A 24,793-nucleotide genomic window follows, 5' to 3' on the forward strand; every position below is an offset into this window, starting at 1 on the left:
ATTAGTTAAACACCTTTAGAACATCTTCAACTTTTTGAGTTTCAGAAGTTAAACCGCCACCAGATAAATACCAAACTTGTGGATCTAAATAAACGATTTTACCGTTTTTCGCAGCATTAGTAGCACCAACAATTTCGTTTTCAATTGCAGCTTTTGTACCAGACTCACCTTCTGGATTTACAGCAGCATCACGGTCAACTACGAATAAAATATCTGGGTTTGTGTCACGTACATATTCGAAGCTTACATTGTCGCCATGTGTATCGACTTTAACTTTTTCATCAGCAGCTTTCACACCATATACATCATGAATCACACCGAAACGTGAACCAGGACCATATGCAGATAATGAACCTTCATTTGCTAAAACGATTAAAGCTTTTTCTTTAGCTGAAGCTGTTTTAGCTTTAACTTCTTCTACTTTTGCTTCGTATGCAGCAAATGCATCAGCAGCTTCTTTTTCTTTACCAAAAATCTTACCAGCTAATTCAGTTTTTTCTTTGAATGATTCCACGAAATTTTGATCATCTACACCTACAAATACAGTTGGCGCAATTTTAGATAATTCATCGTAAGCAGATGCTTGACGACCAGAGATGAAAATAATGTCTGGATTCATAGAAGAGATTGCTTCAAAATCAGGCTCTTTTAAAGAACCAACATTTACGTAATTTTTATCAGTATATTTGCTTAAGTATTTTGGAACTGATTTTTGTGGAAGTCCTGCAACTTCAACACCTAAAGCATCTAAAGTATCAAGGAAACCATAGTCAAATACAACAACATTCTTTGGTTGCTCTTTAAGCGTTACTTCTTTAAAAGTTTCTTTACCATCCTTGATAGCTGGGATTGTTAGTGGGTAAGCTGTAGCTTCTTCCTTTTGATCCACTGCAGACTTGTTATCGGTTGAAGAATCTTTATCTTCTTTTTTTGCTTCATCTTTAGAACCGCAAGCAGCTAATACTAATAGCATCATCGCCATTAATACAGTAAGTAATTTCCAATTTTTCATTGTAAAATTGCTCCTTTATTTTTCAGATGGACATTTCCATCTATTATTTTTTTAAGAGTTAAAATATACACAAATGCGACAGCCGTCCTGTTCTTGAACAGGGATATCCATATCATAGATTTCCTTAAGCGCATCAGAGTTGATGATGTCATTTGTTGGACCGTCTTTGACAACACGTCCATTTTTTAATGCGACAATATGATCAGAGTATACGGAAGCAAAGTTAATATCATGTAATACGATGACAACCGTTTTCCCCAGCTCATCAACGAGCTTTCGCAAAATTTTCATGATTTGCACAGAGTGCTTCATGTCTAAGTTGTTAAGCGGCTCATCAAGCAAAATATAGTCTGTATCCTGCGCAATAACCATTGCAATAAATGCACGTTGACGTTGACCACCAGATAATTCATCCAAATAATTGTGCTGAAGATCCTCTAAATTCATATATTGAATTGCTTCATCAATCTTTAGCTCATCCTCAGGCTTCAAATTCCCTTTCGAATAAGGAAAACGCCCAAATGAAACAAGCTCACGAATTGTTAGGCGAACATTCATATAGTTTGACTGTTTTAAAATGGATACTCGCTTCGCAAAATCGTCCGATTTCCAACGACGTACATCTGATTTATCGAGTAATACTTCCCCAGTGTCTGCATTAAGTAAACGGCTTACCATTGAAAGCAATGTTGATTTACCTGCGCCATTCGGTCCAATAAAAGACGTAATTTTCCCTGGTGCAACGTCGACACTGACATCTTGAATGACCGGTTTTTTCCCAAAAAACTTAGAGATTTCTTTTACTTGGATCATCCTGCTGACCTACTTTCCTTCAATAATAAGTAGATGAAGTACACGCCACCTACGAAGTTTATAATAACGCTTAGTGTTGTATCGAAATTAAAAATACGTTCGACCATCCACTGTCCACCGACCAAAGCTACAATACTCATCACACAAGAACCTGCGATTATCACAGAGTGCTTGTACGTCTTGAAAAATTGATACGATAAATTTGCCACGATTAAGCCAAAGAATGTAATTGGCCCAACAAGAGCTGTAGAAACAGCAATTAATATTGAAGATAAAATGAGCATACGCTGTACAAGCTTGTCATACGGTACCCCTAAATTAATTGCTGTATCACGTCCAAGAGACATTACATCTAATTGGTTCATGTGACGCCAGCCATAAATAAAGGTAATGATTATGACAACACCTGCAAGCCATACTAAATCCGAATTGACATTGTTGAAGCTTGCAAACATTTTACTTTGTAAGCTTAAAAACTCATTCGGGTCTATTAAAACTTGGAAGAATGTAGTTACGCTTCCCAAAAACGTTCCGACAATCATACCGACAAGCAGCAAGAAATAAATCGGACGTTTTCCTTCCTTGAACAATACGCGATAAAAAATCACCGCAAAGACAACCATAGCTAAAACAGCTAGTAAGAAATTGTATTTTGCATTAATTACGAATATCGACATAGAGCCAAAGAAGAAATAGATGAACGTTTGAACCATCATATATAATGCATCAAGTCCCATTACACTCGGCGTTAAAATACGGTTATGTGTAATCGTTTGAAAGACTACTGTTGAATAAGCAATCGCAATCCCTGTTAACGACATCGCTACCACTTTAATAATGCGACGAGGAAACGCGTAATGATAGTTACCATTAAGTCCATAAAATACATACAGTAAAATAGATGCTACAGCCAAACCTAGTAAAATCAACATTTTTGTACGGTTACGCATATGCTTTCCCCCTAAATAACATAATTAGGAAGATCGCACTTCCGATGACCCCGACTGTCATACTAATCGGAATTTCATAAGGGAAAATCAGCACACGCCCTATAATGTCGCAGAATAATAAGAACGACATACCTAGTAATGCTGTATGAGGCAATGTCTTAGCAAGGTTATCCCCTTTGAACAGCGAAACTATATTTGGAATGATTAAACCAAGGAACGGTATCACACCAACTGTTAGCACCACCGTCGTCGAAATAAGTGCTACTAACACTAAACCTAAATTCACAACGAATTTATAGGAAAGACCAAGGTTTTTTGCAAAATCCTCACCCATTCCTGCCACTGTGAAACGGTTCGCATAAATGTAAGCTAAAATCAGCACGGGTACACTTATGTATAAAAGCTCATAACGACCTTTCATCATTAATGAGAAATCTCCCTGTAACCATGCAGAAATGTTTTGGATAATATCCGCCTTATACGCAAAGAACGTTGTAATTGACGAAAGGATATTCCCAAACATTAAGCCAATAAGCGGTATAAAGATCGCATCTTTAAACTTTATTCGATTTAATATTTGCATAAACAATAATGTGCCGGCTAAAGCAAATATGAAAGCGAAGGAAATTTTTTGAAAGTACGAGACATTTGTGAAAAACATCATCGAAATTAATATCCCCAACTTTGTAGCATCTAACGTACCTGCTGTCGTTGGTGACACGAACTTATTCCTACTTAAGCTTTGCATAATTAAACCAGCAATACTCATACCTGCACCTGCTAACAAAATTGCTACAAGTCTCGGTATACGACTAATAAAAAATAGTCTAGTTTCTTCTGATTCGAAGTCTAATAGATCACTCGGTTTTATATCAACTACTCCGATAAATAGTGAAACTATAGACAGCACAACAGTTGCTGTTAAAAGATATCTTTTTTTCATTGTAATCCCCGGTAGATTCATTTTTGCTCGTAACACTCATTGAAAATGATTATCATTACTCACGATTCTCATTATAAGCGTGTTTCTATTCTCAGTCAACCTTCAATTGAGAATTATTCTCGTTTTATTTGAGAATCCTTAAAAATGAGTATTCTCAACGGAATATTTACATTTAGTGTTATTTCTGAAGATTAAAATTTCTACATTTTTTACACAAATAAAAAGGTAATTGAGAATAAAATACTGTTTTCTTCTCAATTACCTTATCAAATTAATTATGCCTGCCGCTGCCGCTTCGCTTTCGCGCAGTAAACATTTGTAGCTGCCGCTTCGCTTTCACTACAGATAAACAATGCGTCCGGAATCGGCTTTGTGCTTAGGCCTGCGTGAGGGCCGACACGATGTCGGTCATTTCGGTAATGCCACAGGACGTGGCGTTTTTACCGATGCAGGTCAGTTAGCCGTTATCGCATGGATGCGATGATTTTTAGGCTAACATCCTTTATTAACTACTTTCCGATTCCGTGACATCCGCCGGAGGCTTTGGGCCAACAGAAGTTTTTTGCGCGAAAGCGTAGTGCTAACGCAGTGTCAGCAACGTGTTTTGACTGAGCTTCTCTATTTTAGCGGATGTATGGACACCCACGGAAAAGTGACTTAAAACCACATTCATCTTATCACCTATAGAAATGAGATACTTCAGCTGAAGAAGTTAAGCTATTCGTCGAACGCCTTTTAACCATGCAAAAATAATTAAAATGATTAATATAAAACCGACATATCCCATGACAGCATATAGCTTAGCTACAAGCGTTGTAAAACCGGCAAGACTTGCTAAAAAGGCCAAACCACCGATAAAAACGGCAGTTACCTTAAAACTAGCCTTATTAGGTTTTAAAAATCTCACCATAAATGAATAGAACATCCCCACTGCTGTATTATAAATCATCCCTAATAATGAAAAGGACATCAATAGACCAATCAGAGGATGAATTTCATTTGCCAAAGCTAGCATTGGTATATCAATGCCAACGATTACATTCATTTTTGCAAGAAGAGACAGGTTAATAAGTAGAATTAAAGCTCCAAGCAAAATCCCACCAATAATACCTCCCAGCCCTGCCACTTTTTCATTGCGAATAGACCCACACATAACAGTTAAAAGCGAAAAACATACACCGATATTAAAAGACAAATACAGTACAGCAGTAACCCACCAGCTTGTAGAACTTACCTGTGCTCGTTGTGCAATAACAGCTTGTTCGACAAAGGTTAAATCCATCGTAGCTAATGAATAGATTGCTATTATCGAGACAATTGCTAGCAGATAGGGTGTAGCAATTGCAATAACGTTTATGATGCTCTTCACATCCATCATAACTGTCGCTATAGTAAGTACAATCATACAAATGCTCCCCAGCCAAACTGGTAGTCCAAACATTTGATGTAACGTAGCACCTGCTCCTGCAAACATGATTACTGCTACACCGAATAAGAAGAGCGATAGTAAATAATCCATCACCAAACCTACAGCATTACCTGAAATTTGATAAATTAAATCTTTGTGCGATGTCGTACGTAATCTTGAGCTAATTTGAGCAATGCACATCCCTACAAAGGCAAATCCAACTGTAGCAATAAGTGCACCATAAATTCCTTGAAAGCCATAGCTCGTAAAATATAGTACGATTTCCTGTCCTGATGCAAATCCCGCACCGACGATAATTCCTACATAGGCACCACCGATTTGCAAACTTTTTTTCAATCAGTTCTCTCCCTGTTTATCCTATTATTGGGATCATCACCAAAACGTATGGTTGATTTCCATTCCGACTGGGCGCTTTGTTGTTGCTGTCGCTACGCTTTCGCACAGATAAAACAATTGTTGCTGTCGCTACGCTTTCGCACAGAGCAAAGCTTCTTAGGGGCGTCCAGCCTCCACTCCAATCAACTTATTTATATAGTAGACGTTTTATCAAAAGCCATCCACAACATTTGGTGATGAACCTATTATTGATAGACCTTCTTACTGATTGTTAACTTATCGATTACTTTCATATCAGGTGTATATCCAATTCCGGTCGTTTGCGGCACACGAATATAACCATCCTCTACAATTACTTCAGGTGTAATGATATCCTCATACCAATAATGACTAGAGCCTGCAGTATCCCCAGGCAACACAAAATTAGAAAGCGATGTTAATGCAATATTATGTGCTCGTCCGATTCCTGCCTCTAACATACCGCCACACCAAACAGGAATATTATTTTCCTTACATAAATCATGAATTCTTCTTGCTTCTGTTAAACCGCCTACACGTCCTATTTTTATATTAATAACACCACAACTACCAAGCTCTATAGCTTTTCGAGCATCTTCGTAGGAGGTGATGCTTTCATCTAAGCAAATGGGCGTTTTTAACTTTCGCTGTAGCTTAGCATGATCGACAATATCATCAACAGCTAACGGCTGCTCAATCATTAATAGATTAAATGCATCCAGTTGCTGCAATACATCCATATCGTTCAATGTATACGCAGAATTAGCATCTACCATCAAAGGCAGATCTGGCATTTCAGCTCGAATAGCACGAATAACTTCTACATCGTGACCGGGCTTAATTTTCACTTTTACTCGTTTATAGCCTTTATTTACATGGCCTTTTAATAATTCAATTAATGCATCTGTGGAAGATTGAATACCTACGCTAACACCTACCTCTATTTGTTCCTTAACTCCGCCTAGCGCTTGAGCAAGTGATTGCTTCGTTTGTTGAGCATAAATATCCCAAATAGCCCCTTCAATAAAGGATTTCGCCATGCAATTACGACGAATAGGGGAGAACAAAGCACTGACTTCATCTGGATGCCCTATCTCTTTATGTAACAAGATGGGGATTAAGAAGTCTTCAAGCATATGCAATGTTGTTTTTAACGTCTCTTCTGTATACCACGGCGCTACAAAGGCAACAGCTTCTCCCCATCCTACAGTTCCTGATTGATCTATCGCTTCTATAAGTAAGAACTCTTTTTCATCAATTGTGCCAAAACTCGTTGTAAACGGTGCTTTCATAGGCATTTTTATATGTCTCACTGTAATCTGTTCTAATTTCACAAGATTTCACTCCTTATCCTTATTATAAAGCTAATAAGGAGCGTCTGACTAATAGATAGCTATGAACATAGTCCTTATTCTTTTTTACTCGAACAATTGCATAATTTTGTTCAAACAATGTCGTTAAAATAGTACGTACTTTATAACGCCAGTCCTCTGCAAGCCCTGGACTCTCCACTTTCATCTTTTGTGAAAATTGAGGAATGGGCAATAAATAGGCGTCCTTATTATATGATTGCTCTTGCTGAAATTCACCATCAATATCGAGCACTGGTAAGCCATCTACCGTTAAAGACCACGGTACAATTCCGTCAGCTTCTTCTTCCAGTTCATCTAAGGAGTCCTCCACTCGGTCGCGTTCAATCCACCATTCAACAACAATTCGATCTGAAGGTAGCCCATCGTTAAAATCATCCTTGAGCGGTCCATAATAATCATTTTCGTACTGAAAACTAAAGGCATTGAGCTTCAAAAATGATAAATTAGCCATACATGCTTCTAGCGGATCAAATAGCCAAATCACAAGCTGAAACCCATGTTCTTTTGCATATTCCTGTTGGGCATGCTTTAATAATTCACCTACACCTTGTTCACGATATGTTTTCTCCACACCAATCATGTGTGAGTGTAAATATATTTTCCCATGTCGACAGCCAACAAAGCAGTAGTTAAAGCCAATCAGCTTTTCGTCTAAATACGCTCCAAGGATTAATCCACCATTTTGTACAGCTGCTAACAATTGATGTGAGGGAATAGCCTGACTCCCCCAGATACTTTCATTCAAAATTTGTACTTCTGCAATCTCTGTAGGTGCCATTATTTTTTGAATACGTACTCTCTCTAACATTATGCTGATCCCTCCTTTGTATTCCCCGACTCCAATGCTAATAATACCGCTCTTGTAAGGATTTCAACCCCCGTTACAAGCCTCGCCTGCTTAAATTTCATCTTTGGATGATGTAGGCCTGGTGTTACACCACAGCCTAAACCTAACATCGTAGATTTTAAATGCGGGCGTTGAACTGCATAGTGATGAAAATCTTCTCCTCCAGGTGTATGAACCGGCTTTCTTAAATTCGACAACCCGGTTGCTTGCACGATTGCTTGCTCCATAATATATTGAGCAGTTGGGTCTACCTCAGCAGCTACTACATTTGCTACTGTACGTAATTCAATCTGCACTTTATGCAAGACCTTGGAAGAATCAATAACCCTTTTTACTCCCTGCACAAGTGCATCCATCACATCATTTTGTTGAGCTCGTATATCAATGGTAAACGATGCACTTCCAGGAATAATATTGCCGGATTCTCCTCCAGCATGGAATTTGGTCATCTTAATTGATACAGGAACCATTGGGTCAGTATGAAGCGTTCTTAAATCTTCGATAATAGTTGCTCCTACTTCAATAGCGTTCACGCCGAGATGCGGTCTTGCAGCATGAGCATCTTCTCCAATGATTTCCCCCTCAAGTAATCGAGAGGCTCCATGATACAATGCGGCACAATATGTACCATCTTCAAGCTCATGGACAGGCCTTACATGGACACCAAATAAAAAGTCTAAATCATCAATGATTCCTTCTTTTAAAACTGATAAAGCACCAGTTCCCTTTTCTTCAGCTGGTTGAAAAATCACACGAATTGTACCGTTGAATGATGGAGCAAGCTCTTTCAAAAGTAATAGAGCACCGATTGCCATCGTCATATGTCCGTCATGGCCACAGGAGTGATTCGCACGAAATTCACCATCTACTTCCTGCCATAACGCATCAATGTCCGTACGCAAACCGACTTTAGGACTACCACTTCCTACATCAACATAAAGTCCTGTACTGTTTTTAAAGCGTATTGGTGAAAACCCTTCACGTGTTAGTAAATCAACAATATAATTTGTTGTTTCTACCTCATGCCAGCTTATTTCTGGATTCGCGTGCAAATACGTGAAAATCTCCATTAATCTTGGCCTCAAACGACTTAAAGCTTCCTTCATAGCATCCAACCCCTTAAATTATCATACTATTAAGATTATTATAACGAAAATGAAACCTTTTCACACAAAAACATATTCCCTCATTCAGAAAATTAACTACATAATACAGTTTATTACATTCAGACTGTAGATAATTTATTACATCGAGTCATAAAGTACATTCAATAATCATCTTCTATACACTTCTAATAATTAGAAGATGCTGATTTTCGCTACAGGCTAGAATAATATGCCTACATAAGTAAAATTTAAGGCTTATCATCGAAGATTGGGGATGATATTTGATCAATTATGCCTCGGCATAATTGCGTCCGAAATCGGCTTTGTGCCGCCCAGCAGAAACGGAAATCAACCACACTTTATGTGATGACAAAATATCAACAAAAAAAGATGCAAGTACAGTTATTTGAATAACTGCATTTGCATCTTTTGATTAATTAATACCTCGCATAGCTTTTGAAATAATTGGCGAAAGTACTAATATTATTATCCCTAAAACAATTGATAATGAGCCTAAGAAACCGAAGTATGTGAATTCACTTACCACTTCATAGACTTTTACAAGTTGTGCGTTGATTGCTTGCGCTGCTGCGCTTGTTAAGAACCAAAGTGACATCGTTTGTGCAGCAAAAGCCTTTGGAGCCAATTTTGTAGTAGCTGATAAACCTACTGGCGATAATAATAACTCCCCAACTACAACTAAAAAGAATGATAATACTAACCACAATGGGCTTACTAAATCTGTACCACCAGATAAATACGCTGGAATCATCATCACGACGAATGACATTCCTGCAAAGAACAATGCATAAGCAAATTTACGCGGTGTAGATGGTTGCTTATCTCCCCACTTCAACCATAACATGGCAAATAATGGAGCCATTGTAACAACGAATAAAGGGTTTAACGATTGGAACCAAGAAGATTGAATATGGAAACTACCAATATCTAATTGTGTACGACCATCTGCAAACGTTGCTAAAATAGTTGCCCCTTGTTCTTGGATTGCCCAAAACATTACAGCTGATATAAACAAAGGAATATAAGCGAGCACTCGAGACTTCTCGTCCTTCGTTGTTTTCTCACTGCGATACATATAAATAAAGAACACTGTTGGAATTACAATACCTAGCGTCGTAATAATTAAACTAAAAACATTCATTGTTAGTACGCCAGTTTTAATACCAATTGCCCCAGCAATAATAATAAGTAAAGCTATAATCCCAAATCGAGTAAAGACTTTTTTACGTTCTTCAGGTAGTAACGGGTTGTTTACCTGCAACCCTGCTATCCCTAAATATTTTTTCTCTGTTAATTTATAAATAATTAAACCAATAAACATTCCGATCCCTGCTAGACCAAAGCCTAGATGGAAATTATACTTTTGTCCAATTGTTCCGACAATTAAAGGTGCAAGGAATGATCCCATATTAATACCCATATAGAAAATTGAAAAACCTGCATCACGGCGACTATCTGTTTCAGAATACATATCTCCGACAATGCTTGAAATGTTCGGTTTTAATAAGCCTGTTCCAATAACAATAAAGAACATTGAAACAAATAACATGCTTACGCCACCAGGTAACGCTAGCAGGAAATGCCCAAACATAATGAATACGCCACCATAGAAAATGGTTCTACGTGTACCTAGTATTCGGTCAGCAATCCAACCACCGAGAATCCCTGACATGTAAACCATTGATCCGTAGATAGCCATAATGGAGTTCGCTGTTCCACGATCTAGGCCTAAGCCGCCTTCATGCAATTCATAATACATAAAGAAAATCAGAATTGCTCGCATACCATAGTATGAGAATCGTTCCCAAAATTCAGTGAAAAATAATGTAAAGAGCCCTTTTGGGTGTCCGACAAAGCCATTTTGAGGGACGGATTTTACAATTTCATCTTTAGTAGACATAAAAATATCCTCTCCCGATTTCATTATTCAATGATAATATTATTACCCATTTACAATGGATAAAAACTTTATTTCATCATACTAAAGCGTTTTCAAAACTTTTTCAAGAGTTTTAAAAAATGTTGAAATTTTGGACCTTTTCTTTAAATTCAGAATGATTTTCGTTGAATTATAGCAAACCTATTGATATTCCTAAGTTTTCTGATTCTTTAATACCCACTAAATTATAAATCGTTATAAAATTATTCTAAAATATTTTATAGTCAGACTTTTTACTTTTTAAACAAAAAAGCTTGTATTATCTATAATTTCATTCATAGCGATATAAATTCTCTTTTTCGATTACAAAAAAGCACGCTAGAAACACAATGTGCTTCTAGCATGCTTTTAAAACAATGATGTTATTCATTATTTAATGACATATTGTTGGAATTTTGCATAATCCGCTTCTTTTAACTCTAGCGTTAGCAGCGTACCATTTTCTTCATATGCTGTTCCAAAGACAGAGGCGTATTCATTTAAATAAGAGACAATATTCCCCTGTTCATACGGAATGAGCATATTACATGTTACATAATCAGAGAAAATATGCTGACGTATCATTTGCAATAATTCTTCTAATCCATTCCCTTGCTTCGCAGAAATCCAAATATTATCACCGCTAATAACAGGATAAGGAACGTCTGCTATATCCGCTTTATTATACACATAAATTGTCGGAATCCCTTCAACGCCAACTGCCTTAAGCGTTTCATTTGTTACATCCATCATAAAGCCGTGCTCAGAATTGGAAACATCTACAACATGGAGTAGTAAGTCGGCGTCACGAGCCTCTTCCAACGTTGAGCGGAATGCCTTCACTAAATGATGCGGTAATTTACTAACGAAACCAACTGTATCTGTTAATAGGAATGTCTTTTTGTCAGATAATTCTATTTGACGGACGGATGTTTCAAGTGTGGCAAAAAGCATGTCCTTCTCAAACACTTGTTTATGATCTTCCTGTCCTATTTTCGAAAGCAACTGATTCATAATAGTTGACTTACCAGCATTCGTATAGCCGACAATGGAAACGACAGGGATAGCATTTTTACGTCGTTGTTTACGCTGCGTCTCTCGTTGCTCCTTTACATGCTCAAGCTCCTTCTTTATTTTAGAAATCTGATCCTCAATTTTCCGACGGTCCAACTCGAGTTTTGTCTCACCAGCACCACGGTTTTTAAAGCCACCACCTGTGCCACCACCTTGACGGCTGAGAGATGCATGCAAGCCGACTAAACGAGGTAGCATATATTGCAATTGTGCTAACTCGACTTGCATCTGTGCTTCACTTGTTTTAGCACGACGTCCAAAAATATCTAAAATCAACATCGTTCTATCAATAACCTTCGTCTCTAAATCACGCTCTAAATTACGGATTTGTGAAGGTGATAATTCATCATTAAAAATCACTAAATTCGTTTGTGCTTCATCATAAAAGTTTTTTATTTCTTCAATTTTTCCAGTACCAACATAATGAGATGGCGTAATGCGCTCTAAATTTTGTGTGACAATGCCGGCAACTTCAACATTCAAAGCTTCAGCTAAATTTTTTAGCTCCTCCATCGAATAATCAAAATGCTCATCATTCCGTAGATTTACGCCAACTAAAACAGCTTTTTCCAACAATATATCTACTTCTTTAATTCTATCCATCCACAAACCTCCCACCAAACTTTGGTGCTACTACGACAAATTTTCTTCATCTTACCATATAATGTCCTAATTCGTGTCGTTTAACATATATATCGTAAAAAATGCGCCTTTATGCAAAAGGCGCATTTCATTTTTACTTACGTTCTTCTTTTAGTAATACTTCAGTACGATTGAATTCGTCTTCAATATCTTTATTCGGTTTATATGTCAAAATGCTGACAATAACCGCTACAATTAAGCATACTAAGAAGCCTGGAACAATCTCATATAATGTATCAGCTAAGAACTTTATTTTCCCCCAAACAAAGGCAGTTGCTGCACCTGCTACCATCCCACTGAGCGCTCCGTAATTCGTTAATTTTCTCCAATATAAGGACAGCAATATTACAGGTCCGAACGCTGCACCGAAACCAGCCCAAGCAAAGCCTACTAAGTCTAAAATAGAACTATCTGGATTCCATGCTAAAATCCCTGCGACAATAGCTACAACTAAAACAGCCACACGACCAACAAAGACATAATGTTTATCATCTGCTGTTTTATTAAATAGAGCCTTGTAAATGTCTTCAACAAGCGCAGACGAAGTAACAATTAATTGCGATGAAATTGTACTCATAACTGCGGCTAAAATGGCAGCTAGCATTATACCTGCAATAAATGGATGGAATAAGATTTGACCAAGTACAATAAATACTGTCTCAGCGTCCTTTAATTCACCTGCATTTTGCTCATAATAAGCCACACCTACTAAAGCTGTTGCAATCGCTCCGAATAAACTTAATATCATCCAACCAATACCGATACGACGAGCCTGCGTTGTTTCTTTTACTGAGCTTATGGCCATAAAGCGGACGATAATATGTGGTTGTCCAAAATAACCTAGTCCCCATGCAAGTGATGAAATAATTACTGCAGCAGTTGCATTTGAAGATAATAAGCTTAGGTGTTCAGGATTTACAGCTTTAATGGATGTTATTGTATCTCCAATTCCACCTGTCAAAAACAAACCAAATAACGGTACACTTATAAGTGCAAAAAACATAATAAGTCCTTGTAAAAAGTCTGTATAACTAACTGCTAAAAATCCTCCAAACAATGTGTATGCCACAACAACAGCAGATACAATTAATAAGCCAGTATGGTAGTCATAGCCAAATGAGCTATCAAAAAACTTACCCCCTGCAACCATTCCTGAAGAAACATAAAATGTAAAGAAGATTAAAATAATGATACCTGACGCAATTCTTATTAGTTTAGTGTTGTCTCGTAAACGATTATCTAAATAACTTGGAATAGTAATTGAGTCATTAGCAACTTGTGTATATACACGCAGCCTCGGTGCTACTAATAGCCAATTCAAATATGCGCCAATTGTTAAACCAACAGCAATCCAAGCTTTGGAAAGTCCAGCTAAATAGATTGCACCCGGCAAACCCATTAACAGCCAGCCAGACATATCTGCTGCACCCGCGCTCAGCGCTGTAACAGCAGGGCCTAGCGAACGCCCCCCAAGCATGTAATCCGTTAAATTTGATGTTTTCCTAAATGCATACCAACCTATTCCTAGCATGGCGATCATATAAATAATAATCGCAAGTAATTGATACATGTTTTCAGACATACTTTTCCCCCTGTTTCCCCTTGGTGTGTTGTTGCTGACGCTTTGCTTTCGTTACAAAAACAATTGCTGAAATAAATTAAAATGTCAGTATAATTAAAATACCACAAATATACAAAATATCCTATAAATATTCAAAAAGTGTATTCTGAAATTTATACTAGCATTGCACTTCAAAAAGTGTGTTAAACTAGTGCCATCTATAACACGATAAAGAAGGCGAAACGTATGACATTTGAAGAAATGAAAACTCAGCTTATGGAGCGGATTTTACAGCAGCAACTCGTTACTGCTACGATCAGTCAACCACGTATGAAATCAAACGAAGTAAAACGTATAAAGCTAAAACCATTATTACTTAAGGATACTTATCATATACAAGTTGAATATCAATTTGAACGTATTTTAAAACATGAAAATGTTCTATTAGAAGATTTTCATGAGAAGCTAGAAGCATTTTTTAACGATTACCGTCAAGCGCATATTGATTTTATTGATGAAAATATACAAGTACAGCTATCAAAAAAGAACAAAGTCCTATGGAAATCTGATAAATCCTCAACGCCAAAGCAAGTTAATTTAGCGCATAATCGCAAGAAAAACTATTTACTGGCAGAGGATAAGCCGTACCCATTTTTAATTCGTCTTGGTGTGCAAACAGAAGAAGGCAAAATAAAGAAACAAAAATACGATAAGTTTAAACAAATCAACCGCTTCATTGAATTTATTGATGATGCATTAAGCTATTTGCCAAAGGATCGTCAAGTTCGTATTTTAGATTTTGGTTCAGGCAAATCCTATTTAACATTCGCCCTATACCATTATTTAAAAATCGAAAAAGGCTTAGACATCCGTGTCACTGGTTTGGATTTAAAGAAGGAAGTTATTGAAGAATGCTCACGAATTGCACAGGATTTAGGCTATGAGCAGCTCGAATTTCTAGTAGGAGATATTAATGATTATAATGAGGAGTCTGCTGTGGACATGGTGGTAACTCTACACGCTTGTGATGTTGCCACTGATATGGCATTAGCACGTGCTGTGAAATGGGGAGCAAGCGTTATTTTAAGTGTCCCTTGTTGCCAGCATGAGCTAAATCGCCAGCTTAATACACCAGCATTAGATATCATGCTTCAACACGGTCTCGTACGCGAACGTTTTGCAGCGCTCGCAACAGATGCAATCCGAGCGGAAATTTTATCCCACGTTGGCTATGAAGCACAATTGCTAGAGTTTATAGATATGGAAAATACACCAAAAAACATTTTAATACGAGCCTATCATACAGGTAAAAAGCCGAGCTCTGAACAGCGAGCCAATTATGATGCCTTTATAAAGTTGCTAAATGCCAAGCCATTTTTAGCAAATGAATTACAAGCTTACTTATAAAATTCGCTGTATTTATGGTCGCAGAGTAAATTTTCTCTCTTCTTTCGCGGGCATTTTATGAGGATGCGAGGGTATTCGCTTTCCTTCCGCGGGTATTTCTAATTTGCGCAATTCAAATTAACAGGGCGGTCCAATAATTTCTGGACCGCCCTTACTATTATAGTTCTTGTCGTAATGCTTGAATAACGTCAATTTTCGTGGCCTTACGTGCTGGACGATAGCCTGAAATCATTGCTACCCCAATACTAATCGCTGATGCAATAAGAACAAGCTGCCAAGGAATAAGGGAAAATGTAATGTCATTTCTACTAAAAGCATCTTCCCCTGTTGCAGCTTTTAGAATTAAAGGTAATGCAGCATTTGCTACAAAGCTAATAACATATGAAATGGCTACCGCTATCAACGTACCAATAATACCAATGAATGTACTTTCCATTAAGAACAATCGTTGAATAAGCTTAGGACTTGCTCCAATCGCCTTTAAAACACCAATTTCTCGAGTTCGTTCTGTAACAGCCATTGTCATTGTATTGAAAATGCCAATCGAGGCGATCAAGACAGCAATTGTTCCTACAAATATTAAACCAATTTTTAAAACTAGGAAAAATACATTCATTTGATCCAATTGTTCAGTAACTGAATAAACGCTATAGCCCTTGTCTTTTAGTTTGTCTAATATCGGCTTTACATTTTCCATGCTATCTGCAAAAATATTAAATTCCGAATAAAACATTTCATCCTCTTTAACATTACCAGGTGCTGCTAAATTTGTAGCTATCATCGGCTTTTGCTCTGTATCCATATAGATAGAGTTATTGATCATCCAATCATAAGAAGGCTTCTTCATAACACCGACAATCGTATATTTCATTTTCTTTGTCTCTTCTGCCCCATCAGTACGTGGCATTAATGATAACTCGATCTCTTTACCAATTAATGAGTCCTTATAACCTTCCTCACTACCATTATAATACGTGTCTTCTGCTTCAGCTTTTTTACTCTTTTCCTCAATAATTTTACGCTCAGCATCATTGACTAATGTTTGAGCAAAATGATAACCTACAACGATTTCGTTTGGCTTTGTTGGATACTTTCCTTCTTCAAGCTTGCCATTCACTTGCTCAAAATCATGCATATTAGCAACGAATAAATCTGATTGTGTATCACGGTCCTCAAAAAATGAATGTGCAGATGCATTGACAGTAATCGTTTCGAGTACTGTTTCCACATGTTCTATACCTTTTATTTCATGTATTTGGTCCTCTGTAAATTGATCATTACCAAACACTTGAATTTTCGTCACTTTTTCATTTGATAATATTTCATTACGTATGGAATCCTGAAGCCCAAACCCAACTGATGCGAGGACAATCAAAAATGCACAGCCCATCGTTGCCGCTAGCACGGTCATAAACACACGTAATTTATTTTTCTTTATATGCTGTTTAACAAAATCTAATTGATCTTTAAATAACATATTATGCTTCCTCCTTTACAAGTTCCCCATCGTACATGCGGAAACGTCGATGTGCTATCGTTGCTACTTCCTCGTCGTGAGTAATGATGACAAATGTTAAACCAAGCTCACGGTTTAGGCTTTGAATGAGTAGCAATATATCTTGCTCTGTTTCCGAATCAAGACTTCCTGTCGGCTCATCCGCCAACAAAATAGGAGGATTTGTAATTAAGGCTCTTGCAATACTTACACGCTGTTGCTGACCACCCGATAATTCATTTGGGTAATGGTCTGCCACCTCTGTTAACCCAACCTTGTCCATTAATTTTTTTACCTTTTCTAGACGCATGTCTTTCTTGATACCCTGTAACTTCAAAGGTAGTTCAATGTTTTCAAATGCCGTTAAGCCTGGCATCAGTTGAAAGTTTTGAAAGATAAATCCGAACTGTTGCAAGCGAAAAGCAGCACTTTCTATTTCAGTGAGATGAGCTGTTTCCATTCCGTGTACCTTAATAGATCCTTGCTCAGATTTCATAAATCCAGCTAATATTTGTAATAAGGTTGATTTCCCGGAGCCACTTTTACCAACAATTGCGACAATCTCTCCTTTTTTCACCTCAAAATTGACACCCTTTAATACCGGAACCTGCTTTTCCTTGCCTTTCTTTCCAATTAAAAATGTATGTTGTAAGTTCTCGACTTGAATCATTTTCAAAAAACTCCCCTTTCACCTTCTTTAGATTCATCACCAAAACGTGGGGGTTGATTTCCGTTCCGGCTGGGCGCTTTCCTAGGGGCGTCCGATGAGCCGCTTCACTCGCGAGGCTCGCTCCAGGGTCTCGGGCCAGCACGATGCTGGTCACGAAGGCGTTATCACAGGACGTGATGGTTTTAGCCTTCGTTCCTCTATTGCTGATCCCCAAGGAGTCGCCCAGCCTCCACTCCAATCAACTTCTATACATGAATATGTTTTTAACAAATATCATCCCAATTGGTTATTAACCCTTCTTTCTTCATTGTAGTAAATAATTCTTAATAAAGTTGAAGGATAAAAATGAAGATATTCTTAAGAAAATGGAAAACTATTAGCAAAACAATTCCTTTACATTCTCTTTACAATTCATCCGAAAATTTTTCGAAATTTTATGTCCGAATAGTATCTTTTTGTATTAAACAGAGGAAAATCTCTTTATAAAACCTATCTTAAAGGCATTTTTCCTGTATTAGTAAAAACAAACACAGTGATACCTTTCTTATTTTGTGAACAAATTTTATATTACAGGATTGTAAAGTTTTCTGTAGAATTGAAGAATTTTATGTAGATAATTTAAAGATTTTGTTATGATAGTAAAGTTTAGAGGCTAATTTATTTATATCCAGGAGGATTCGATTTACATGCTTAACTCAAAAAAACAAGACCCTTTCTTTATAGCTTTGCATAAAATTGCTGAGAATATGAGAGAGGCTGTACATTACGCAAATGATTTTCGTATTAACAGTGTGGCTGACTTAAAAGAGATTAGCATTACTATGAAAAATTACGAAACAGCTGGTGATAAGCTCATTCATGAACTAATCGTGATGCTAAACAAATCATTTATGACACCTATCGAACGCGAAGACATTCTAGAATTCGCCATTCGTATGGACGACGTATTAGATGGTACGGAGCATTGTATCGCTCATTTTGAGATGTTCTCTCTAACTGAGGTTGATGAATCAATGCGTACTTTCTTAGGCTATATTTCAAAAAGTGCTGATGAAATTGTTAAAGCAACGGAAGAGTTAAAGAAAAAGAATCTTATTGGCATGCGCCCACACTCAATTCTTATTAAGGACTATGAACGTGAATGTGATGAAGTACAACGTTCGTCTATTAAACAACTATTTTTAAATGAAAAAGATCCAATTCGACTTATTAAATATAAAGATATATATGAACAACTTGAAGATATCGCTGATCATTGCCAAAACGTTGCAAATACTATGGAAACAATTATCATGCGTAACGCGTAATTAGGAGATGGGCACTTACAATGAACACAATCATTATACTAACTGTTCTGGTCGTTATCTTTGCCCTAACATTTGACTTTATCAATGGTTTCCATGATACAGCAAATGCTATAGCAACCTCAGTTTCCACTAGAGCATTGAAACCTCGTGTAGCTATCATGATGGCTGCGACGATGAACTTTATAGGAGCTATTACCTTTGTCGGTGTTGCAAAGGCTTTAACAAAAGACATTGTAGATCCTTTCTCTTTAAATGCTTTTGATGGAGACACGACCGGATCAGTCGTTATTTTAGCAGCATTAATCTCCGCTATTATCTGGAACTTACTAACATGGTATTTCGGTATTCCATCGAGTTCTTCACATACTCTGATTGGGTCCATTGCTGGTGCAGCAGTTGCATCTGCTGGCTTCGGAGTTTTAAACTATGGCGGTTTTACTAAAATCCTTATGGCCCTAGTGCTATCACCAATTCTTGCAATTTGCGCCGGCTTTATTATGATGACACTGTTTAAATTATGGTTTAAAAACTTAAATTTATATCGTACGAATAAAGGTTTCCGTACAATGCAAATTTTCACTGCCGCAATTCAATCTTTTACACATGGTACTAACGATGCACAAAAGGCAATGGGGATTATGACGATGGCGTTAATCGCTGGTGGTTTGCATTCAGGAGATGACATTCCTTTCTGGATACGAGCTGCAGCGGCAACTGCAATGGGGCTTGGTACTTCTATCGGCGGCTATAAGATTATTAAAACAGTCGGCGGTAAAATTATGAAAATCCGTCCTGTGAACGGAGTTGCAGCAGATTTAGCATCTGCATCAGTCATCTTCGGTGCTACATTAATTCACCTACCAGTATCTACAACACACGTTATTTCTTCCTCTATCATGGGTGTTGGCTCTGCACAACGTGTACGTGGTGTGAACTGGGGGATGGCGCGAAAAATCGTAACTACTTGGGTTATTACAATGCCAATTTCTGCAGTTATGGCAGCTATTATTTACTTTTTGTTATCGTTATTCTTTTAATTTGAAAGCATACTAAGACTCCTGTTCCTTGTTGAACAGGAGTCTTTACATTGTCACACGACAAAATGTGACACATCCTTTACACTATGTTAAAAGGAGGATAGTACCTACAATGAAAACTTTTTCAGCCTTTATAACAGCCCACGCTAAAGCTATCGTAGCCTTATGGTTCGTAATTTTCATTACTATGGCTATGTTTGCCATACAACTTCCAAGTAAGCTTCATGGAGATGGTTTTTTTGTTAAAGGCGATCATACCTACGTAACAAATGAGCTTGCGAAAACATTTGATTTGCCTTCCGATACAATTTTGGTCGTCTTCAATCCAGCTGACGATAAGAAAATTCAAGATACAATAAAAAAATTAGAAAAAGTTAAGGAGATTCATTCAATCCAGTCACCACTTGATGATGCTTCTTTACAAAAGAATGGTATAGCTTATGCCATGATTCATATGAAAAATAATGTTGATCATCTACCTGATGTTGTGAAAGACATCCGTTCATTAATAGAGGATGACGGTGTGAGCATTACAGGCGGGCCTGTTATTTCAGCAGACATCAATACAGCAAGTCAAAAGGATTTAGCATCAGCGGAAGCAATAGGCTTACCAATAGCTATCATAGTGCTATTACTTGCTTTCGGTACTGTCGTAGCCTCAATCTTACCCATCATTATCGGCATTGTTACTGTTGTAACTGCGTTTGGAATTTTGACTTTGTTTAGCGGTAATATCAATTTATCAATTTTTGTATTAAATATAGTACCAATGCTTGGACTTGCATTAAGCATCGATTTTGCCTTGTTGTTTATTAATCGATATCGCGAAGAACGTGCCCATGCATCCATTGTACAGGCTATTCAAACAGCGATAGAGACAGCTGGCCGTTCTATCATCTTTTCTGCTGTTTGTGTCATGATCGGCTTAGGTGCCATGATTGTCATTGACGTCGAAATTTTTCACAATATCGCTTTAGGAGGCACAATCGTTGTATTTCTTGCAGTACTTTCTGGCTTAACCTTGCTACCTGCTACGATGATGCTAATAGGAGATAACCTAAATAAATGGCGTTTGTTACGTGTAAAGCCTGGTGGAGCAAATCGTTGGCGTGGCTTTGCTGGCTTTGTCATGAAACATCCAGTGACCATCGTTATTGTGGCATTACTATTACTAGGTATTGGTATGATTCCGTTGAAGGATATTAAACTTACAATTCCTCAGGTGGATTCATTACCAACAAAATATGATGCACGTGCAGCTTATGATCAGTTAGATAAAACATTCGGACTTGGCGATACCTCAACTTTATATTTGCTAGCAGAACGTAAGGAAGGCTGGGAAGATCGTGAGGCAAGAGAGCTTATTTTCAATATTCAAGAACAATTACTTGATGACCCTCTAGTGAGTCATGTATCAACCATTTATACGACGGCTAACATTAAATCTCCCGAGGAACTGACTGCTTCTTTGAAAATTCCTCAAATGGCAGAACAATTAACACCAATACTAAATACGTTTTCTAAAGATAAGCAACTCTTTATCCCAATTACATTGGATGCAGCCGGTTCATCAACTACCGCTCAACAATTCGCTCGAACATGGAAAGATAAAGATTTAGGTGTGGATTTTGCTCTTGGAGGTCATGCGAAATTCAATCAAGAAATTTTCGATGAAATCTCTAATAAAATTTTCTTGGCTGTATCCATTATTATCGTTTCAACGTTCTTTATATTAATGCTCGCTTTCCGCTCTATTTTAATCCCACTGAAAGCGATTATTATGAATATCATTGGACTTTCCTCAGCCTTCGGTATTCTCGTCTATATTTTCCAATACGGACATTTGGGGATTGAAGCCGGTACAATCGTCCTTATTATCCCGGTGATTGTATTTTGTCTTGTATTCGGCTTAAGTATGGATTATGAAGTCTTTTTAATATCACGCATTCAAGAGGAATATCAAAAAGGGGCGGATAATACACGTGCTACGATTGACGGTCTAACCTCTACAAGTCGTATCATTACGTCAGCAGCACTTATTATGATTGTTATTACAGGGGCGTTCGCTTTTACAGATGTAATGCCAGTGAAGCAAATTGGGGTTGGTATAGCTATTGCAGTCGCCCTCGACGCAACTATTATTCGTCTCATGCTCGTTCCAAGTCTTATGAAGCTATTTGGGGACTGGAATTGGTGGCTCCCCTTCGCGAAGAAGCAAAAATAAAAAATCCGCAACCTTCCGTGAGCTCTTCCTCACGCAAAAGTTGCGGATTTTTCCTTATTTTGAATAAATACGGTCGTACCATTCTTTTGCTGCTTCTACCTCAGGCATCGTTAGCTGATGGCCATAATTAAACCATACAGTTGCCACATCTGCCCCAGCCGACGATAAAAGTGCCTCTAAATCCTCAGATTCCTGAGCAGTACACATTGGATCATTCGTTCCAGCACCGATAAAGACAGGGATTGAAGAAAGTGTAGGCAATTCAATATCACGTCTAGGCACCATTGGATGATGCAGTATGGCACCTGCTAGAGCATCCTCATAATGGAATAATAGGCTAGCAGCAATATTTGCGCCATTAGAGTAGCCGATAGCAACCACCCGATTACGGTCAAAGCCATACTGCTGTGCTGCTTCTAATAAAAAGTCATTTAATTCCTTCGTACGGAAAATTAAATCCTCTATATCAAAAACACCTTCTGCTAAACGACGGAAAAAGCGTGGCATACCATTTTCAAGGACATTTCCACGAACACTTAAAATGCTTGCTGTATCATCAATTTCCTTTGCAAGGCCAATTAAGCTTTGTTCATTTCCACCTGTACCATGTAACAGTAAAAAAATCGGTTTTGTTTCATCTGTTCCTTTATGAAAAACGTGCTGCATTTACAGTCCACCTCTCGATTATCTTGAATTCGAGATAATTGTAGCCTGTGGCAAAATTAAATTCAAGCTCTTTGACTTATTAATTTCTCGATTTTCACTATTTGGCTGTTCCTCATGGTCTTTATAAAATTTCGTAATCGTAAATACAGAAAATAAACAAACAGCTATAACAACAACAATAACTATTCCCACTATTTTTTTCCCATTCATTCGTTCTTATCCCCCGAATTACTTATTTCTTTTTACGAAAACCTTCTTCTAGTAAATATTCTTTCGCAGCTTCTTGTGTACCAAAGGCTTCCTCTAAATTTTCACCATGATAGACATTCCAAGAACGTTGCTCAAAGGCTAGCTTTAATTGAATACCTTCACGATTTTGCCAAATCTCTTCAATCGGATCTTGCTCTTCTTCTTCTTCCGATAAATATTGAATGGCATCTTCAATAATTTCACGAAGTTGTTGTTCATCGTAGTCACGAATATTGACTAGACCTTTATCACTTGCTTCTTTCTCGTAGCGCAATAAATCACCAACAAAGACGAAGCCGTTGCCATTTGGGTGTAGCTTTTCAACAACAATGGTCTTTTCGTAAAGGCTATCCATAAAGTGATAATTTAAGCGTTTTAATGAAATTTCCTTCTTCGTAAGTTCAGGAAATGAGTCGATGATGGCTTGCTTTTGTTCAAATGTTAGCATATAAAAATGCTCCTTTTCTATTCAATCTACCTTACAGTATAACTTATTCTTCCTGTTATATCGAAATAAAATAGGTAGTACTAAAAGTAAAGTTTGATGTCTATAACGTGTATGTTGATTTCCGTTCCGATTGGGCGCTTTCCTGGGGGCGTCCGATGAGCCGCTTCGCTTCGCTGCAGGGTCTCATCTGTGACGCTAATCCCCGAGGAGTCGCCCAATCTCCACTCCAATCAACTTATTCGCATAGCATACGTTTAAACAAAACGCCATCCCTAAATTAAGATGAGAGACCCAAATTAGAAAATCACATCACTATAACGTAGAAGGCGTTATCACAGGACGTGACGCTTTTAGCCTTCTTTCCTCTATTACTAATCCCTAAGGAGTCACCCAGTAGGAACGAAGATCAACGTATATACATGACATACTCTTTAACAAAATTGATGATGAGACAAGAAATCAGAGCCTAATCATTTTTCCTATAAAGACAAAAAAATCCGCTTAAACTCCCAGGAAAAAGCAAGAGCACAATGATGTTGCTCATACCTTGTCCACGGAAAGCGAAGCGGATTTTACCTTTTACAATTATGCCAGAATTCTTACGGAAGACTTCCCCAGTCCCCCACAATTCATAACATTTTATCTTTTACAAACTGAATAACATGAGCAACGTATAGTTCACGGTAAGGGACAAATTGTGCTGTACTTACTGGACGCACAACTTTCGCTCGTTGACCATCAGGGAAATATTCATAGCCTTCAATATTCAGAGTAGCTGTTTCTCCTAAAAAGAATGCCTCTGCCTCATCGAGTTTTGCTCGAACGACCCCTGACACTTCCTCATACTGCAGTTCAAATGATTCCCAATCATGTTTGAATGGATATATATAAACATGACAAAATTCATTGTCTATCATGTTTTCCGAAACGATACTACAAGATGTCATGCCCATTTTAACAACTTCGTGTACGTCGACATCGAGCCCTAGCTCTTCCTTCACTTCACGAATTCCTGATTCTACTGTCTCCACAGCTAACAGATGCCCTGCCGCTGTAATATCAAGCAAGCCAGGGTAGTCCTTTTTTTGGGAACTACGGATTTGGAAATAGATATAGTCCTTATTGACAAGCCAACAGTGGAATGTTTCATGCCACAGTCCTTTTTCATGTACCTCTGCTCTCGTTGCTGTCCCAATCTGTTCATGCTGTTCATTAAAAACTTTCACAATTTCTTGTTCCATTTTTTC

22 protein-coding genes are annotated in these 24,793 nt (G+C 37.7%); 5 read left to right on the top strand and 17 right to left on the bottom strand.

All coding sequences use genetic code 11. The annotated features are described in order from the left end of the window. Position 1: 1 nt before the first annotated feature. The 11 genes from ACQKOG_RS05020 to putP all read right to left on the bottom strand — a co-directional run bounded on the left by ACQKOG_RS05020 (position 2) and on the right by putP (position 14,064). The gene (locus ACQKOG_RS05020; protein WP_402870164.1) at positions 2-1,012 is read right to left on the bottom strand and encodes a siderophore ABC transporter substrate-binding protein; all 1,011 of its coding nucleotides are present in this window, start codon (positions 1,010-1,012) and stop codon (positions 2-4) included. A 51-nt stretch (positions 1,013-1,063) separates the two neighbouring features. Further along, positions 1,064-1,825 carry an ABC transporter ATP-binding protein gene (locus ACQKOG_RS05025; protein ID WP_370080040.1) on the bottom strand — a complete coding sequence of 254 codons (762 nt, stop codon included), beginning with the start codon at positions 1,823-1,825 and terminating at the stop codon, positions 1,064-1,066. Next, a complete protein-coding gene (locus tag ACQKOG_RS05030) occupies positions 1,822-2,775 on the bottom strand; it encodes an iron chelate uptake ABC transporter family permease subunit (protein ID WP_370080042.1) in 954 nt (317 codons plus the stop codon). Before ACQKOG_RS05030 ends, ACQKOG_RS05025 begins: the two co-directional genes overlap by 4 nt. Continuing rightward, complete coding sequence (locus ACQKOG_RS05035) at positions 2,768-3,718, bottom strand: ABC transporter permease (RefSeq protein WP_370080044.1); 951 nt, start codon at positions 3,716-3,718, stop codon at positions 2,768-2,770. The genes ACQKOG_RS05030 and ACQKOG_RS05035 overlap by 8 nt, the downstream gene beginning before the upstream one ends. A gap of 712 nt (positions 3,719-4,430) precedes the next feature. Further along, positions 4,431-5,483: a YkvI family membrane protein gene (locus tag ACQKOG_RS05040; RefSeq protein ID WP_370080046.1), complete on the bottom strand. Its 1,053-nt coding sequence runs from the start codon at positions 5,481-5,483 to the stop codon at positions 4,431-4,433. A 245-nt stretch (positions 5,484-5,728) separates the two neighbouring features. Next, positions 5,729-6,835 (bottom strand): o-succinylbenzoate synthase, encoded by a 1,107-nt coding sequence (gene menC, locus ACQKOG_RS05045; RefSeq protein ID WP_427445379.1) that lies wholly within the window; start codon positions 6,833-6,835, stop codon positions 5,729-5,731. A 22-nt stretch (positions 6,836-6,857) separates the two neighbouring features. Beyond that, positions 6,858-7,682, bottom strand: coding sequence for a GNAT family N-acetyltransferase (locus tag ACQKOG_RS05050; protein WP_370080050.1), 825 nt, complete (start codon positions 7,680-7,682; stop codon positions 6,858-6,860). Continuing rightward, positions 7,682-8,827, bottom strand: a complete 1,146-nt coding sequence (locus ACQKOG_RS05055; RefSeq protein ID WP_427445382.1) for a M20 peptidase aminoacylase family protein — start codon at positions 8,825-8,827, stop codon at positions 7,682-7,684. Before ACQKOG_RS05055 ends, ACQKOG_RS05050 begins: the two co-directional genes overlap by 1 nt. A 433-nt stretch (positions 8,828-9,260) precedes the next feature. Then, entirely contained in the window at positions 9,261-10,748 is a 1,488-nt protein-coding gene (locus ACQKOG_RS05060) for a peptide MFS transporter (RefSeq protein ID WP_427445385.1), read from the bottom strand. Between the two features lie 408 nt (positions 10,749-11,156). Further along, positions 11,157-12,443 carry a GTPase HflX gene (hflX, locus tag ACQKOG_RS05065; protein WP_427445388.1) on the bottom strand — a complete coding sequence of 429 codons (1,287 nt, stop codon included), beginning with the start codon at positions 12,441-12,443 and terminating at the stop codon, positions 11,157-11,159. A gap of 133 nt (positions 12,444-12,576) precedes the next feature. After that, entirely contained in the window at positions 12,577-14,064 is a 1,488-nt protein-coding gene (gene putP, locus ACQKOG_RS05070; protein WP_370080058.1) for a sodium/proline symporter PutP, read from the bottom strand. A gap of 225 nt (positions 14,065-14,289) precedes the next feature. Here putP and ACQKOG_RS05075 point away from each other — a divergent pair, with 225 nt between their 5' ends. Then, positions 14,290-15,450, top strand: a complete 1,161-nt coding sequence (locus ACQKOG_RS05075) for a class I SAM-dependent methyltransferase (protein ID WP_402870149.1) — start codon at positions 14,290-14,292, stop codon at positions 15,448-15,450. A gap of 157 nt (positions 15,451-15,607) precedes the next feature. Here the strand turns inward: ACQKOG_RS05075 and ACQKOG_RS05080 are convergent, their stop codons facing one another. After that, complete coding sequence (locus ACQKOG_RS05080) at positions 15,608-16,927, bottom strand: ABC transporter permease (RefSeq protein WP_370080061.1); 1,320 nt, start codon at positions 16,925-16,927, stop codon at positions 15,608-15,610. Position 16,928: 1 nt separating this feature from the next. Further along, positions 16,929-17,615, bottom strand: a complete 687-nt coding sequence (locus tag ACQKOG_RS05085; protein WP_370080063.1) for an ABC transporter ATP-binding protein — start codon at positions 17,613-17,615, stop codon at positions 16,929-16,931. 94 nt (positions 17,616-17,709) lie between these two features. On the opposite strand from ACQKOG_RS05085, the gene ACQKOG_RS05090 reads away from it, so the two are divergent. From ACQKOG_RS05090 to ACQKOG_RS05105, 4 genes are all read left to right on the top strand, one after another. Beyond that, positions 17,710-17,928: a hypothetical protein gene (locus tag ACQKOG_RS05090; RefSeq protein ID WP_427445394.1), complete on the top strand. Its 219-nt coding sequence runs from the start codon at positions 17,710-17,712 to the stop codon at positions 17,926-17,928. Positions 17,929-18,301: 373 nt separating this feature from the next. Further along, positions 18,302-18,922: a DUF47 domain-containing protein gene (locus tag ACQKOG_RS05095; protein ID WP_249074778.1), complete on the top strand. Its 621-nt coding sequence runs from the start codon at positions 18,302-18,304 to the stop codon at positions 18,920-18,922. Between the two features lie 20 nt (positions 18,923-18,942). Then, on the top strand, positions 18,943-19,959 hold the full coding sequence (locus ACQKOG_RS05100; protein ID WP_370080067.1) for an inorganic phosphate transporter: 1,017 nt from the start codon (positions 18,943-18,945) through the stop codon (positions 19,957-19,959). A 112-nt stretch (positions 19,960-20,071) separates the two neighbouring features. Next, a complete protein-coding gene (locus tag ACQKOG_RS05105) occupies positions 20,072-22,183 on the top strand; it encodes an MMPL family transporter (protein ID WP_370080069.1) in 2,112 nt (703 codons plus the stop codon). Positions 22,184-22,237: 54 nt separating this feature from the next. On the opposite strand, the gene ACQKOG_RS05110 is transcribed toward ACQKOG_RS05105, so the two are convergent. The 4 genes from ACQKOG_RS05110 to ACQKOG_RS05125 form a co-directional block, all read right to left on the bottom strand. Then, positions 22,238-22,849: an alpha/beta hydrolase gene (locus tag ACQKOG_RS05110; RefSeq protein WP_370080071.1), complete on the bottom strand. Its 612-nt coding sequence runs from the start codon at positions 22,847-22,849 to the stop codon at positions 22,238-22,240. A gap of 18 nt (positions 22,850-22,867) precedes the next feature. Continuing rightward, entirely contained in the window at positions 22,868-23,059 is a 192-nt protein-coding gene (locus ACQKOG_RS05115) for a hypothetical protein (RefSeq protein WP_370080073.1), read from the bottom strand. 22 nt (positions 23,060-23,081) lie between these two features. Next, complete coding sequence (locus ACQKOG_RS05120; RefSeq protein WP_370080075.1) at positions 23,082-23,546, bottom strand: hypothetical protein; 465 nt, start codon at positions 23,544-23,546, stop codon at positions 23,082-23,084. 629 nt (positions 23,547-24,175) lie between these two features. Next, positions 24,176-24,787 (bottom strand): NUDIX hydrolase, encoded by a 612-nt coding sequence (locus ACQKOG_RS05125; protein ID WP_402870139.1) that lies wholly within the window; start codon positions 24,785-24,787, stop codon positions 24,176-24,178. Positions 24,788-24,793 lie beyond the last annotated feature (6 nt).

Source organism: Lysinibacillus sp. NPDC093216, assembly GCF_050280325.1.
In the GTDB taxonomy this organism is placed as follows: domain Bacteria; phylum Bacillota; class Bacilli; order Bacillales_A; family Planococcaceae; genus Lysinibacillus.

Bases quoted from the DNA above. Each gene is read 5' to 3' on its own strand.
- ACQKOG_RS05020 (WP_402870164.1), bottom strand. From the start codon at position 1,012: ATGAAAAATTGGAAATTACTTACTGTATTAATGGCGATGATGCTATTA.
- ACQKOG_RS05025 (WP_370080040.1), bottom strand. From the start codon at position 1,825: ATGATCCAAGTAAAAGAAATCTCTAAGTTTTTTGGGAAAAAACCGGTC.
- ACQKOG_RS05030 (WP_370080042.1), bottom strand. From the start codon at position 2,775: ATGCGTAACCGTACAAAAATGTTGATTTTACTAGGTTTGGCTGTAGCA.
- ACQKOG_RS05035 (WP_370080044.1), bottom strand. From the start codon at position 3,718: ATGAAAAAAAGATATCTTTTAACAGCAACTGTTGTGCTGTCTATAGTT.
- ACQKOG_RS05050 (WP_370080050.1), bottom strand. From the start codon at position 7,682: ATGTTAGAGAGAGTACGTATTCAAAAAATAATGGCACCTACAGAGATT.
- ACQKOG_RS05055 (WP_427445382.1), bottom strand. From the start codon at position 8,827: ATGAAGGAAGCTTTAAGTCGTTTGAGGCCAAGATTAATGGAGATTTTC.
- ACQKOG_RS05060 (WP_427445385.1), bottom strand. From the start codon at position 10,748: ATGTCTACTAAAGATGAAATTGTAAAATCCGTCCCTCAAAATGGCTTT.
- hflX (WP_427445388.1), bottom strand. From the start codon at position 12,443: ATGGATAGAATTAAAGAAGTAGATATATTGTTGGAAAAAGCTGTTTTA.
- putP (WP_370080058.1), bottom strand. From the start codon at position 14,064: ATGTCTGAAAACATGTATCAATTACTTGCGATTATTATTTATATGATC.
- ACQKOG_RS05075 (WP_402870149.1), top strand. From the start codon at position 14,290: ATGACATTTGAAGAAATGAAAACTCAGCTTATGGAGCGGATTTTACAG.
- ACQKOG_RS05080 (WP_370080061.1), bottom strand. From the start codon at position 16,927: ATGTTATTTAAAGATCAATTAGATTTTGTTAAACAGCATATAAAGAAA.
- ACQKOG_RS05085 (WP_370080063.1), bottom strand. From the start codon at position 17,615: ATGATTCAAGTCGAGAACTTACAACATACATTTTTAATTGGAAAGAAA.
- ACQKOG_RS05090 (WP_427445394.1), top strand. From the start codon at position 17,710: ATGAGCCGCTTCACTCGCGAGGCTCGCTCCAGGGTCTCGGGCCAGCAC.
- ACQKOG_RS05095 (WP_249074778.1), top strand. From the start codon at position 18,302: ATGCTTAACTCAAAAAAACAAGACCCTTTCTTTATAGCTTTGCATAAA.
- ACQKOG_RS05100 (WP_370080067.1), top strand. From the start codon at position 18,943: ATGAACACAATCATTATACTAACTGTTCTGGTCGTTATCTTTGCCCTA.
- ACQKOG_RS05105 (WP_370080069.1), top strand. From the start codon at position 20,072: ATGAAAACTTTTTCAGCCTTTATAACAGCCCACGCTAAAGCTATCGTA.
- ACQKOG_RS05110 (WP_370080071.1), bottom strand. From the start codon at position 22,849: ATGCAGCACGTTTTTCATAAAGGAACAGATGAAACAAAACCGATTTTT.
- ACQKOG_RS05115 (WP_370080073.1), bottom strand. From the start codon at position 23,059: ATGAATGGGAAAAAAATAGTGGGAATAGTTATTGTTGTTGTTATAGCT.
- ACQKOG_RS05120 (WP_370080075.1), bottom strand. From the start codon at position 23,546: ATGCTAACATTTGAACAAAAGCAAGCCATCATCGACTCATTTCCTGAA.
- ACQKOG_RS05125 (WP_402870139.1), bottom strand. From the start codon at position 24,787: ATGGAACAAGAAATTGTGAAAGTTTTTAATGAACAGCATGAACAGATT.